The organism is Thermostichus sp. OS-CIW-31, from assembly GCF_054060305.1.
The window spans coordinates 130992-144531 of sequence record NZ_JBSSDA010000001.1 but is presented as its reverse complement, the minus strand read 5'-3'; the positions used below and the strand labels follow the sequence as shown (position 1 = coordinate 144531).

The 13540-nt window shown below is 56.6% G+C and carries 10 protein-coding genes and 1 tRNA gene; 4 read left to right on the top strand and 7 right to left on the bottom strand.

The genetic code is table 11. The annotated features are described in order from the left end of the window. The first annotated feature begins 7 nt into the window (after window positions 1-7). Both ACVWY9_RS00685 and dnaN read left to right on the top strand, forming a co-directional pair. A complete protein-coding gene (locus ACVWY9_RS00685) occupies window positions 8-2290 on the top strand; it encodes a RelA/SpoT family protein (RefSeq protein WP_457387187.1) in 2283 nt (760 codons plus the stop codon). 741 nt (window positions 2291-3031) lie between these two features. Further along, window positions 3032-4408, top strand: coding sequence for a DNA polymerase III subunit beta (gene dnaN, locus ACVWY9_RS00680; protein ID WP_457387300.1), 1377 nt, complete (start codon window positions 3032-3034; stop codon window positions 4406-4408). Between the two features lie 423 nt (window positions 4409-4831). On the opposite strand, the gene queG is transcribed toward dnaN, so the two are convergent. The 4 genes from queG to rpsB form a co-directional block, all read right to left on the bottom strand. After that, a complete protein-coding gene (gene queG, locus ACVWY9_RS00675; RefSeq protein WP_457387185.1) occupies window positions 4832-5833 on the bottom strand; it encodes a tRNA epoxyqueuosine(34) reductase QueG in 1002 nt (333 codons plus the stop codon). 2 nt (window positions 5834-5835) lie between these two features. After that, entirely contained in the window at window positions 5836-7251 is a 1416-nt protein-coding gene (locus ACVWY9_RS00670) for an amidohydrolase (RefSeq protein ID WP_457387183.1), read from the bottom strand. A 222-nt stretch (window positions 7252-7473) separates the two neighbouring features. After that, window positions 7474-8265, bottom strand: a complete 792-nt coding sequence (gene tsf, locus ACVWY9_RS00665; RefSeq protein ID WP_457387299.1) for a translation elongation factor Ts — start codon at window positions 8263-8265, stop codon at window positions 7474-7476. A 144-nt stretch (window positions 8266-8409) separates the two neighbouring features. Next, complete coding sequence (gene rpsB, locus ACVWY9_RS00660; RefSeq protein ID WP_414358039.1) at window positions 8410-9204, bottom strand: 30S ribosomal protein S2; 795 nt, start codon at window positions 9202-9204, stop codon at window positions 8410-8412. Window positions 9205-9494: 290 nt separating this feature from the next. On the opposite strand from rpsB, the gene ACVWY9_RS00655 reads away from it, so the two are divergent. Then, window positions 9495-9568: transfer RNA gene (locus tag ACVWY9_RS00655), tRNA-Pro, on the top strand. Window positions 9569-9795: 227 nt separating this feature from the next. On the opposite strand, the gene ACVWY9_RS00650 is transcribed toward ACVWY9_RS00655, so the two are convergent. Next, window positions 9796-12144 carry an AAA family ATPase gene (locus ACVWY9_RS00650; RefSeq protein WP_457387181.1) on the bottom strand — a complete coding sequence of 783 codons (2349 nt, stop codon included), beginning with the start codon at window positions 12142-12144 and terminating at the stop codon, window positions 9796-9798. A gap of 89 nt (window positions 12145-12233) precedes the next feature. On the opposite strand from ACVWY9_RS00650, the gene ACVWY9_RS00645 reads away from it, so the two are divergent. Continuing rightward, a complete protein-coding gene (locus tag ACVWY9_RS00645) occupies window positions 12234-12692 on the top strand; it encodes a gamma-glutamylcyclotransferase family protein (RefSeq protein WP_414342279.1) in 459 nt (152 codons plus the stop codon). Window positions 12693-13004: 312 nt separating this feature from the next. On the opposite strand, the gene ACVWY9_RS00640 is transcribed toward ACVWY9_RS00645, so the two are convergent. Beyond that, window positions 13005-13259, bottom strand: a complete 255-nt coding sequence (locus ACVWY9_RS00640; RefSeq protein ID WP_011433140.1) for a DUF2283 domain-containing protein — start codon at window positions 13257-13259, stop codon at window positions 13005-13007. Then, window positions 13256-13525, bottom strand: coding sequence for a DUF4258 domain-containing protein (locus ACVWY9_RS00635; RefSeq protein WP_457387179.1), 270 nt, complete (start codon window positions 13523-13525; stop codon window positions 13256-13258). Before ACVWY9_RS00635 ends, ACVWY9_RS00640 begins: the two co-directional genes overlap by 4 nt. Between the last annotated feature and the right edge of the window lie 15 nt (window positions 13526-13540).

The following is a 13540-nucleotide window of genomic DNA, read 5'->3' as shown; positions in this document are numbered from 1 at the left end:
GGTTCGCATGGGTCAGACGGCTGTCATTACCACCTCAGATGGAGGTCTCGACCTGAATAGCCTCGGTTTTGAGGTGCCAGGGTGGCTGCGTGCTCTGCTTTCCGGTGCCGAGGATCCCGGCGATGGGTTGCGGCCCTACACGGCTGAAGAAGCCGATCTGCTGCGCCGTGCCTTTGAGTTTTCTTACTGTTTGCATCAGGGCCAAAAACGCAAATCAGGGGATCCCTACATTGCCCATCCGGTAGCCGTGGCTACTCTCCTGCGGGAGCTGGGGGGAGATGCGGTGACGGTGGCAGCGGGCCTTTTGCACGATGTTATTGAGGATACAGAAGTTACCCCAGAAGCCCTGGAAGCTGAATTCGGCTCTGAAGTTCGCCTACTGGTAGAAGGAGTTACCAAACTCTCTAAGTTCAATTTCTCCAGCAAAACCGAGCAGCAAGCGGAAAATTTCCGCCGCATGTTTGTGGCCATGGCCAAAGATATTCGAGTCATCGTGGTCAAGCTGGCGGATCGCTTACACAACATGCGCACGCTGCAGTATCTCTCCCCCAGTAAGCAACGGCAAATTGCAGCCGAAACCATGGAAATTTTCGCCCCTTTGGCCAACCGGCTGGGGATCTGGCATTTCAAATGGGAACTGGAAGACTTGGCTTTTAAGTATCTGGACTACGAGGCTTACCGGAAGATTCAGGAATTGGTCAACGCCAAGCGCGCCGAGCGAGAGGCCGAGATCCAAGCTTTTATCGAAGAACTGCGGCAGAACCTTCTTCAAGCGGGACTGGAACGCTTTGAGATCAGCGGACGGCCCAAACATTTGTACAGCATCTATCGCAAGATGCAGCAGCAGCACAAAGAATTTCACGAGATTTACGATCTCTCGGCAGTGCGGGTGATCGTGCATACCAACAGCGAGTGCTATCGGGTGCTGGCAGTCGTTCACAACTGCTTTCGCCCCATCCCCGGGCGTTTCAAAGACTACATTGGTCTGCCCAAGGCCAATCGTTACCAATCTTTGCATACGGCGGTGATTGGCCCGCAGGGAAGACCGGTGGAGGTGCAGATCCGCACCGAAGAGATGCACCGCGTGGCTGAGTACGGGATCGCCGCCCACTGGAAGTACAAGGAGGCCGGCAGCACCACTGTCAAGCCCGACGAGGAGCGCTTCACCTGGCTGCGACAGCTGTTGGAGTGGCAAAACGACCTCAAAGATGACAAGGAGTATCTGGACACCCTTCGCGAGAACCTGTTTGAGAGCGAGGTTTACGTCTTTACGCCCAAGGGGGACTTGCTGGCTCTGCCCCAGGGATCCTGTCCGGTGGACTTCGCCTATCGCATCCACTCCGAAATTGGGGATCACTGTGCAGGAGCGCGGGTAAACAACAAGATCGTGCCCCTGGATACCCGCCTGCGCAACGGCGACATTGTGCAGATCATCACGCACAAAAATGCCCATCCCAGCCTGGACTGGATCAATTTCGTTGCCACCAGCTCTGCCCGCAATCGCATTCGCCAATGGTTTAAGCGCTCCAATCGCGAGCAAAACATCGCGCGGGGCCGGCATTTGCTGGAGCGGGAGCTGGGCAAAACGGGCTTTGATGCCCTGCTCAAATCAGAGCGGATGCAGAAGGTAGCCGAAAAGCTCAACTACGCCAGTGTAGAGGATTTGTTAGCCGCTCTGGGTTATGGTGAGACAACCCCCACGCTGGTGATCCATCGGCTGCAGGAGGTCAGCAGGCCGGCAGTATCTGCTCCCACAGAGGAGGAATCGCTTGAGGGATCCAAGCTGTTGTTGCCACGGGCTTCTGCGGCTCCCAGTTCCATCAAATCCCAATCTCCCATTCTGGGGGTGGAGGGTCTGAAACACCAGTTGGCCAAGTGTTGTAATCCGCTGCCGGGGGATCCGATCTTGGGCGTGGTCACCCGCTTTAAGGGGATCAGCATCCATCACCGGGATTGCCCAAGGGTGGCCCAGGTTTCGGGGGAACGGCTGGTGCCGGTACGATGGAACGAAGAGCAACTGCGGCAGAGCGCCCAGATCTACCCGGTAGAACTGCATCTGGAGGTTATCGACCGCGTTGGGGTGCTGCGGGACATTCTTTCCCGTCTATCGGATCAAGGCATTAATGTTCGCAATGCTAAGGTACAAACTTTTGCCAACCGCACCGCCCTGATCGATCTCTGTATCGATGTACGTGATAAGAAACAGCTCACCCAGGTTCAAAGTCAACTGCGCCAGCTTTCTGACGTGATCGTGCTGCGCTCCCGCCATCACCAAAACGGATCCCGTTGACCTACGCCTGGCCCTTCGCGGGTACGGACTCTAGACCGCATCCCTATTGCGACTCGCTCCTGCAGCAGCCCAATTTTGGGTCAGGCGCTGTCCCATCCTCATCCTGACCTCCTTTGCCGCTTCTGGTGCGCAGAGCGCTTTCCCGCTCCTCTGGGGTCTTGCCAAAAATCCCGTGTCAGCTCACAGGTGGCCAGGCAAGGCCGACAAGCCCAGAGCAATATCCCAGGCTTTCTTCGACAGCCTGTGGAAAACCTGGGGAAATCCAGCGAAGCCCGCCCCAGCTCCGGTGGAATCCCCAGCCATATCTAGGGGGAAGGACTCACCACCTTAGGGGATCTCACACTGACTGTGCGTTAATTTTTATGAATTTGTCAGAAAACCATAACATTAGCCTGTGGAAAACCTGTGGAAAAACCTGAAAAATTTGTGGAAAACCTGTGGAAAAACCCCCCAAGTTATTAACAGGTATAAATACCCTGTGGAAAAGTGGCCAAGTTATCCACAGTTTTTCCACAGGTGGGGAATAGGCTCAAAAGCTCATGGCACAAGGTGTTGACGATCACTTTCCACAGTTTCCACAGCCCCTACTACTACTAGATCAAAAAATTAAATTAGGCAGGGATCGAAATTTCAGATCTGTCCTACGCGCGAGGCAAATTTTCCAAAACTTGTCTGCAAGGGCAGGGATCCAACCGGGGCAGCCGGTGTAGGATGTGCATGTTCAGCCCTCAAGTGCCCCTGATGGTGCAAGCTCAGCGTCCTGTGGATCGAGAATCGGAAACCGAGTCGTTCGCGCCGGTGTTGCGCAGCAGCAAGACTGCAGCTCCCTATCGTGGGGAGAGCCGCTTTAACGAAGCTGTTGACGCGCCGCTGGAGGGTTTCAGCTTCACCTGCGAGCAAGCCGATCTCAGCCACCACCTCACTTCCGTTGGACGGGCTGTGGCCAGCCGCCCCGCCCTGCCCGTTTTGGCCAATGTGTTGGTGGAGGCCGACGCGGAAACTCAGCGGGTTGCTTTGACCGCCTTTGACTTGAACTTGTGCATTCGCAGCGAGTTCGAGGCTCAGGTCAGGGGATCCGGTCGCACCACCCTGCCGGCCAAGCTGCTCAGCGACATCGTCAGCCGTCTGCCCAGCGGCCCAGTGACTCTTGACGCGAGCAGCCAAGCCAAGGAGAGTGCCCCTGTGATTCTCATGTCGGCAGCCGGCCAGTACCAAGTGCGCAGCCTGTCGGCTGAAGAGTACCCCACCCTACCGGAAATATCGCTCCGCACCACCGACGCAGATGGCGATTTTGTGGGGGAGGAAAGCCCAACAGCTCAGGCCCTGGAGCTGCCCATCGAGAGCCTGTTGCAAGGGATCGGCCAAACCCTTTTTGCGGCCTCTGGAGATGAGACCAAGCAGGTGCTCACAGGGGTGCATGTCAAGCTCTTGGCGGGGGATCCCCCTTGCCTGGAGTTTGCGGCCACCGATGGGCACCGTCTGGCGATGGTGCAGGTGGAGGCCGAAGGGATCCCGGTTGCCTCGGCCCATGGGGAAATAGGGTTGGATTTCACCATTCCCGCTCGCACTTTGCGAGAGGTGGAGCGCATCCTCGGCACCCAGACCGCGGCCTCTACGGTGGAATTGCGGTTTGACCGATCCCAGGTGCAGTTTGTGCTGCCTCCTCGCGCCAGCAAAACGCAGTGCCAACAGCGGATCACCAGCCGCCTTTTGGAGGGCCAATATCCCGACTACAACCGCCTGATTCCCAGGCAATTTGAGCGGCAGGTAACCCTGGAGCGTCGGCCCTTGATGGAGTCGCTGGAGCGGGTGGGAGTACTCGCTGCCCAAAGAAACGACATCGTCAAGTTCAATCTTTCTGCCGCAACCCAAACCCTGCGCATCAGCACAGAGGCGCCCGATGTGGGCAGTGGCGAGGAATCGTTGCCAGTGCAGATGTCTGGTCCTGACCTGGAGCTGGCCTTCAATGTGCGTTACCTGCTGGATGCCCTCAGGGTGTTTCATACGCAGCAGGTGAGCCTGGAGCTAAACGGCGCCACGCAGCCGGCCATCTGGAAGCCCCTTGGGGCAATGCGGCTCTGTTATTTGGTTATGCCGGTGCAGCTACGGGCTACCTAGTTTTAGGAGAGCTCCACCCAGCTCTAGTCCAAAACTCTCAAGGTCATCTCAGTACAAATCTACAGTTGTTTGCATTGCCCCCTCTCCCAGAGGGAAAGGAGCCAGGGATGGTCGCGGAAGCGGCGCCGAGCGTTCAGGGAGTGTCCTAATCTAGCTTGAAATGACCGTGTTTTAGGTGGGGCTACTGTGTTTGAGTCGATCCAGCTCAAACAAAGCGGTGGGTAAACTCCTGCACCAAGTCCACACGTCCTTTGCGCAAAACCGCTCCCACGAGAGCAAGACCATGGCGGCCCAGCACTGTGGCCTCAGAAAGAGGGTAGGGCATGTATGTTAGCTTGCGTCCCTGGCCCAGCGACAATAGCCCCACCATTTTCTGGCGCCGGCCTCGAGGCCGCAAGATCCTGCTAGGAAAGCGTATCCAAGTTAAGTAGAGGGGGCTTCCAAATCGTTGCTGCCAGCTGCAGAGCTGGAATTGCCTTCCAGGGCTGCTTGGGCGTTGCGGCGCAGGCGGTGGGCCTTGAGCCGGCGCAAGGCAGAGGCGGGAAACTTCTGGTCGAATTCCCCATCTTCCATCTGGGCCAGTTCTTGGAGATCGGGGGCAACGTTCCAAGGGTAAGGCTGAAAATCCGGGATCCGGCTGGGTTGGGCAAAGCGTTGGTTCCAAGGGCAGACCTCCTGGCAGATGTCACAGCCGGCCACCCAGTTGTGCAGGTTCTGGGCAATCTTGGCAGGGATCCGCTCAGCGTGGCTTTCTAGAGTGTGGTAAGCAACGCAGCGGCGGGAATCCACCACCCCCGGACTGACGATGGCCTGAGTGGGGCAAGCCTCTAGGCAGCGGGTACAGGTGCCGCAGTGGGTGGCGTGGGGCCGGTCAGGAACCAGCTTAAGGGTGGTCAGGATGACCCCCAGAAAAATCCAGGAGCCGTACTCGCGGGTGAGCAACAGGCTGTTTTTGCCGATCCAACCCAAGCCCGCCTGCATGGCCCAGGGCTTTTCCGCAACCGGGCCGGTATCGACATAGCATCGACCGCGGTAGTTCGGAAATTGCGCTTGCATCCAGAGGTGGAGCTGCTTCAGCCGCCGCCCCAACACACGGTGATAATCTCGCCCCCAGGCGTAGCGGGAGATCTTGCCCTTGCCGGGATCCTGGCTGTGGCGGATGGGGGTGTAGTAATTCAAAGCCACACAGACCAACGACTGCACCCCCGGCAGCACCTGCTTTGGATCCATTCGCCTAGGATCCGCCATCCAGGCCATGTCGGCGGCCATGCCCGCAGCCAGCCAAGCTTGCAGACCCCGCAAGTCGGGGGGATCCTCTATGCTGGCAATGCCGACTTTGTCAAAACCCAGGGCCAGGGCCTGTCGTTTCACCTGCTCTGTGATGCTGGCCCGGTCTGCTTCTTCTGGCCACACAGGGACATCCAACGCTACTTTGGCAAGCCCATCACCCGACGATAACGAGCTTCCAGATGCTCTGCCTGCTGGGATCGGCGGAAGGGATCCCAGGAGCTACAAGCAAACAACTCCTGCCGCAGCTTGGCCACATCCACCGTCGTCACGGCTCCGCCGGACACCACCTGTTTTCCTCGCACCCAAACGCTATGCACTGCCTGGGTGGGCCGACCCAACACCAGCAGCCCAATGGGATCGGTACGGGGCAACAGCGACAGTTGGGTGAGATCGTACAGCACCAGATCCGCTTGCTTGCCCACTTCCAGGGATCCCATCTGATCTCCCAGGCCCAAGCCGATTGCCCCACCTCGGGCTGCCATCTCGATGCTCTCGCGGGGAGAAATCCAGTGGCGGTAGTCGGGATCGGTGATGTTGTGCAGGATGGTGCCGATTTTGATGGCCTCCAGGAGATCCTGGGAATCGTTGCTGGCAGCCCCATCGCAGCCAAAGGCCACGTTCACCCCTGCCCGGCGGTATTTCAAGATGGGGGCAATGCCGCTGCCTAGGCGCAGGTTGCTCAAGGGGTTGTGAACAACCGTAGAGCCGGTACGGGCCAGGATTTCAATATCGGCATCGCTGAGCCAGACGCAGTGGGCCAAGGAAGTTTTCCGGTCTAGGTAGCCCAAGCGCTCCAGATGCTCCACAGCACTACAGCCGTACTTTTCCTGGGCCAACATCTGCTGGGCGCGGGTTTCCAACAGGTGGGCGTGGCGGGGTAGGTCATACTTCTGGCTCAACTCCGCGCAGCCCTTGAACAGCTCGTCTGAGCACAGTTGGATCCCTGTGGGAGCCACCATGAGGGTAATGCCCTCTTCTGGCCGGTGAAAGCGCTGCACCGCCTCTTCCACAATGGCCAGCACCTCTGCTGTGGAGAGGGGATAGGTTTCCGGCTCCCGATCCCAAGAGGAGCTGCTGGGCAACCCCCGAGAGAGAGCCTGATCCTGGATCAAGGGGCCCACGAAGGCGCGGATCCCGACTTCTCGGTAGGCCCGTACCGCCGCCTCAATGGTGGCCAACTCTTGGCCTGGGATCAACACCAGATGATCCACCACCGAGGTGCCCCCCGTCAGCAGGGTTTCCACCGCCGTCCCCAGCGCGCTGAGATAGATTTTTTCCGGATCCGGCGGCGCATACTCGTGCAGTTGTGCCAGCCACAGCTCCAGCGGATAGGGCGGTATGATCCCTCGTTGCCACATTTCGGGAGAATGGGTGTGGGCATTGACAAAGCCCGGCAGCAAGAGTTGGTTACTGGCATCCAGTTCCAGGCTGTCTGCGCCCGTTGCGGGTAACCCTCTGCCTATGGCAGCAATCCGTTCCCCCTCGATTCGCACATCTGCGGTTTCGTAGCCGGTGGCGGTGGGAATTAACGCATTGCGCAAGATAAAACTCATGCCCGGGATCCAAAAAGGCCGTCTGCTACCTTAGCGTGCTGGAGTTAACCCTGCCAAGGCGGGAGGATCAGAACATTTGCATGCATAACCTAGCCTTTCCCCCAAGGGATACCCAAGCGTAGTGGTTATAGAACTGCCGACATAGAGGTGCCCACACTCTCCATAACGCAGTTTCAACGCCTCTGCACCGCCGACATGGCCCTACAGCTCAGCCTTGACCGGCTATTTCTTTTTCTTGGCGGAGCCTTTTTTGGCCGGCTTGCTCTCGGCAGCAGGGGCCGGTTCTGGGGCAGGTTCTTCAGGAGGAGCGGGTGGAGTCTCTTCCACTTTGGGGGCCTCTGCCGGCTTGAGACCGGCTTGAGCGGCAACCTCAGCAGCAAAATCCACTTCTTCTTTCTCGATCCCCTCTCCCAGGACAAAGCGCACAAACCGCCGCACCCGAATGTTTTCCCCCAGTTTGGCAATGTGCTGCTTCACCAATTCCTCCACCGTGATCGAGGAATCTTTAATAAAGGGTTGATCCAACAGGGATAACTCTTTCAGGCGCTTTTCGATGCGACCTTGCACGATCTTCTCGCGTATGTTCTCCGGCTTATTGGCCAGATCTTCTTTGCCCATTTCAATGGCTTTTTCCCGCTCCACCACTTCAGCAGGGATCTGGTCAACGCTGACGTATTCTACGTTTTGGCAGGCGGCAATCTGCTTGGCGATGTCTTGCACCAATTTCTTGAAATCTTCGTTGCGGGCCACGAAGTCCGTCTCGCAGTTCACTTCCACCAACACCCCAATTCGATTGCCGAAGTGGATGTAGCTGTCAACTGCCCCCTCTGCCGCGACGCGACTGGCCTTTTTGGCTGCCCCTGCCAACCCTTTCTGTCGCAGCCAGGTGATGGCTTTCTCCATATCGCCACCGGAATCTTCCAGGGCTTTTTTGCAGTCCATCATGCCTGCGCCCGTCTTTTCGCGCAGCTCTTTGACCAGTTTGGCATCAATGCTCATGAGGGCTCCTCGAATGAAAGAACGGGAAGAATGTGGCGGGATATGAGTGAGAATGAGCGGGCTTCGGTAGAATTGTAAACCTAGATTTCAAGAATACACGCCTCTGGATAGGGAACAGGCAGGGAAGTGCCCGGATTGCACGGGATCCCTGCCCTCGGTCTAGCCTTCCTCGGCTTCTCCTTCTTCTTCGTCCTCCATATCCTCCAGCATGTCGTCGTCCAGATCCATGGCCCCTTCGTAGTCGTACTCATCCTCTTCAACGGTGTCGAGCTGCCCATGCCGCCCTTCGTAGATGGCATCCGCCAGCTTGCCTACAATCAGCTTAATCGCTCGGATGGCATCGTCGTTAGAGGGGATAAAGATATCGCTGAGATCGGGGTCGCAGTTGGTGTCCAGGAGTGAGATGATCGGGATGTTAAGCCTGATACATTCTTGAACGGCGTTGGCCTCCCGCCGCTGATCGACGATGATCACCGCATCGGGGAGCTTGCGCATCGTTTTAATGCCGCCCAAGTACTTTTCCAGCCTGGCCAACTCTCGCCGCAGACGGCTGGCCTCTTGTTTGGGCAGGCGATCCAGAAGACCGCTGCTCTCCATCTCCTCAATTTCTTTGAGGCGGTCGATGCGGGTTTTGATGGTGGCCCAGTTGGTGAGCATGCCCCCCAACCAGCGCTGGTTGACGTAGTAGCTGCCACAGCGACGAGCCTCTTGAGCAATGATCCCGGCAGCTTGCCGTTTGGTGCCCACAAACAGGAAGCGCCAACCCCTGTCAGCAGCATCCCGCACATACTCGTAGGCTTCGTTCAGATAGCGGGCCGTCTGCACCAAATCGATGATGTGGATGCCGTTCCGCTCGGTAAAAATGTAGGGCCGCATTTTCGGGTTCCAGCGGCTGGCCTTGTGGCCGAAGTGAACCCCTGCCTCCAACAGTTGAGGCAAACTGACTACGCTCATGAGTTTTTCCTCTCCTACGGGTTAGCCTCCGCCCGAACGGATCCCAGTTACGGCCTTCCCGCCGGTTACCTGCACAGAGCGCTCTACCCCCATTGGCAAGGAACTCAGGAGCTGTTGCAGCAAACCGCGAAAGGGCTGTAAGGACACCCGGTGGTTCAGGCGTGCGATTTCTTAACGGTTTAACTAAGCTAGCATGTTTTCCACGGGATCCCGCAGCTTGGGGTTAACTCTGGCCGCGATCCGATGCTAGACTAGCTAGGCACTTCATGGGCTTCTACCCGTAAGTGCGTCGGGGCGTAGCGCAGCTTGGTAGCGCACCACTTTGGGGTAGTGGGGGTCGTGGGTTCAAATCCCGCCGCTCCGATACTGAGTAATCAGGGGAGGGCTTGGGCCGGACAAAGCCCACTATGCCGGAAACTTTGAGGTACTTTGGCTCCGCTGTCAATCCCTTGCCCTTGGCTCCGTTGATCGGCAGCCTTAAGAATCAGGTCACAAGCTTGGCCGGACAATATGGGATCCCGGTTTTACGGTGCTGGATCCCGATGCGGAGCCGACCTTGAACAACATGGGGTTTCGACGGATCTGGAGCGCTTAATCACGGCCCAGGATCCAGGCAATAAGGGGGGGATCCCTGTGGTCAAGATAATACCGAACGGCTTGGGTCAGGTCGATTTCCAGGTCGCGGTTTTGGATGTCGGTGATCATCCTGTGCATAAGCTCCAGATGGATGCGGTCGTCTTGGGTGAGCAGAGCATACTTGCCATTGGGGCTGTTGTTGAGGGCGGCCAAGGCCGCTTGGGTGGCGGTAGCCTTTTTGGAAGGAGGCTTAAGGCGGGCATCCCGTAGCAAAAGAAACTGAAGCTCGGGGTGAGCAATCACCAATTGGTTGAAGTTATTGAGCTGTCCATACATGCTGCTGGGACCCACTTGGATAAAGGCGATCACCCGCTTCTGGTCGGAGAAATAGAGGTGATCTGGAAGTTTGCATTGGCCCAGTCTCAGGGTGCTCATGGGGAGGGGATGGATCCCTTGTAGGGCATTGCCGATGGTGCGCAATTTGCCGATATCGGCTGTGCTGTCGATGATCGCCTCTTGGGGGTAGCTGGCACGAAGCTGGGCCTCGGTATCACGGAGGTAGGGTTCCAAGACTTCGGCAGGATCCTCAGAGAGGCTGGGTGGCTGGAGAGGCGGAGCTACAGCAAGGAGACTCTGGGCAGGAAGAAGGGGGATGAGCAGTTGTTTGAGGGTTTGCAGCTCAGTCTCGAGGCGCTGGACGCGGGCGGGCAGGTCGCTGGCAGTGGGCAGAGCTTGTACCCGTGGGGGGAGAGGGATCCCGTTGATGTAGTGGCGGTAGTAGGCTGAGGCTCGGTTGAGAATGGCGCGGATGGAGGGTTGGCTGAGGATATCGCTTAGGTCATCGGCGGTAAAGAGAGCTTGGAGGTGGATCCCTGAGGGCAGGCGGCTCTGGAGAAGGGCTTGAAGCTGGGGAAGAGAGGGGAGATCTAGGGAGAGGACGGTTTGGGAGAGGCGATCGACGGTAGCCCGGTCAAATTGGGTTTGGAAATGTTGCCAACGATCAGGAAACAAATTAAGGACAAACAGACTGTTGGGGATACGGGTAAAAAGCTCTTTCAGGGCATCGCCAAAGTTGAGAAGGATATCTCGATTTTCCTCTCGGCCCAGAGCCTCCAATTGGTCAAAGACAATAATGAGAGGTCGGTCAAGCAGCGAGAGCCTACCGATGACTTTCATTCCTTCTAGGGCAAAGGTGTTGCGATCCAGATCTGCACTCCAAGGGGGCAACCCAATCAAGTTGGTTTCTTCAGGATCCAGGTCGGTACCGCTGAGCCAGCGGATGATCTGGTGACGGCGGTTGGGATCCCTGTAGCTGCAGTATTTGATGATGCCCTTGAGAATGTTTTCGGTGGAACCGGTAAGGAAGTTTTGCTCTGCCCACCAGCGCAGAACCAGTTTTTCAATGGCTTGCCATTGTTGACGACGACGCTCGGTGCCTTCTGCTCCCAGGCAATGAAAGAGGTTGAGGGGATCCGCCGTGAGAAGGGAGAGAAGCTCTTCAGTTTTTGAGGTTTGGGGGAAGGTTTTCAAGATTTCCACAAAGCTCTTGGCAATCAAGTAGTCGAGCTGGGTGTGGTGATGGGCATCTACCCGTTCGCGCAGGGATTCCAGGGTGTGGCTGTAGATGTGGTGGTAGATGTTGTCGGGATGGGTGGGCTGAGGGATAAACAGGAGACGGTTGTGGCGCAGGAGGTTTTGGGCCACCCGCATGATCAGGTGGGTCTTGCCGGATCCAGGTTCACCCAGTAAGACAACCCCTCGGCTCTGGTGGTTGGGATCCCGTTGGATGTCCTGTAGGGTGGCAGTGAGCTGCTGGTACTGAGGCTGATAGATGGTGGTCTCGTCGGGATAATGCTGAAAGGGATTGTCAACTCTGCTGTTGGCGAAAGGATTGGGAACATTCTGGGCTTTGAGCTGAGCGTGGGTGAGGTGGCGATAGAGGTGGTAGGTAAAGAGGGCATCGTAGCTGGCGTCGTGGGCCAGTTTGGAGTTGAAGTAACCGCTCTCCAGTTGGATCCCGAGATGTTTGCTGAGATACTCTAGGCTGTAACCGGCGAGGTTGGGAAAACATTGCTTGGCGGCTGACCAAGTACAGAAGATGGGGTTAGGAAGCCAATCTTGGTTAACTTGGTCAAAGGCTTGTTTAAGGATTTTTAGGTCGTGATCTGCATGGTGGAAAACAAGAGTCTTGCCTTGTGCCAAGCGCCGCAGGTCAGCAACGATTTGGGCCAAAGGTTTGGGCTGGGGGTGGTGGGGCGAGTATTCTTGGGTGTAGGCATGGTAAATAAGCTCGCCGCTGCTGTCGATAAGGGCGATCTCTCCCAGGTTGGGGTTGCCCTCGGTGTCGATAACCAAGTAGCTCATGGAAGGGCGGGATCCCGTGATGCTAATGTGCTCAATATCTCAGTGTAACTCTGGGTAGGCGGGTTCACCCGACACCAAGGGAACTAGAGATGAGTGAGCAGTGGTATTTTGCATACGGAAGTAACCTAGATGCCCAGCAGATGGGACACCGTGCTGTTGATTTCAAGGAAGCTAGGCGTGCTCGTTTGCAGGGATACCGCCTGACGTTCAACAAGCGCGGCAACGATGGAACCGGCAAGGCCAACATTGTCCGGGATCCCTCTGGGGTTGTGTGGGGAGTTGCCTATCTGTGCAGCTCGGACAGGCTGGAGAGGATGGATCGGTATGAAGGAATTCCGGGAGGTCATTACCGTCGCCAGCAGGTTCAGGTTCGAAGCGATGAGGGTGAAGTGATCGAAGCAATGACTTACGTGGCGGGAGATTCATTCATTGATGATTCATTGATCCCAAGCGAGGGATATCTTCAAGGAATCTTGAAGGGGGCACGAGAGCATGGGCTTCCCCCCGACTACATTCATCAAATTGAAGCGATGGGGTTGGGTGGCTGAGAGCATTCTGTCCAAGGGGATTGAGGCTGCTGGCAAACAGGTTCCTGCCCCTGACCTTAAGATGGAGCCTCAAACCAGGTGGGTTGATCCCGAACGGTTTTGGCAGCGTCCAGATCCAAGAGAGTGCGGCCTATCCGATAAAAGTGACGGGATAAAAGTGACGGCACATCCGTTGGCAATCCGAAAGGTCGGCGACTGTTATCTCAATCACCTACAACCATGCCAAACAGGCCACAGTAAAAGGCTGGCCATCGCAATGGTACTCCTCTTGCGTCTACAGATGCGGTGGGGCTAGTGTTGCCAGACTCTCATCTAACTCAGTAACTGTTCTTGCAACACGGAGTTTCTCAATAAAACGATGTAGTCTTGAATCTCTTGCGGAAGCATTTTAATGTCGCTATCCATTTGTCGATGAACAGAGAGAACCTCAACTCCAACCAGTTGATTTTCCTTGTCGAAATCCAAAACAACCCCAGGGGCAATCTCCTCTGAGCTTTGGACTTGAGCTGTTGTCAAACGAATATATCCGGCATCCACATCAGGATCAAACTCGATGAAAGGTCTCATGGCAGCTTTTTCCCCATTGTTCGATCAAAAAAGATAGTCACCACTGTCCAAGGATCCGTTGATTCATCGTAAACAATCTTCAGGAGGCGATTGCCGTACTCCGGAATTCGACCATAGGCTTGCTTGAGCTGAGGATCTTTGGGATCCACTTGTACGTAGTCAGGGCAGCTCAGAACTCTCTCGATCCACTGGCTTGCGATCTCTTGTCGCTGCTGCAGCCGTCTCAACGCATGCTTAGATAGCCGAAAGTGCTCAGACTCTAACACGAGCTACCCAAATGA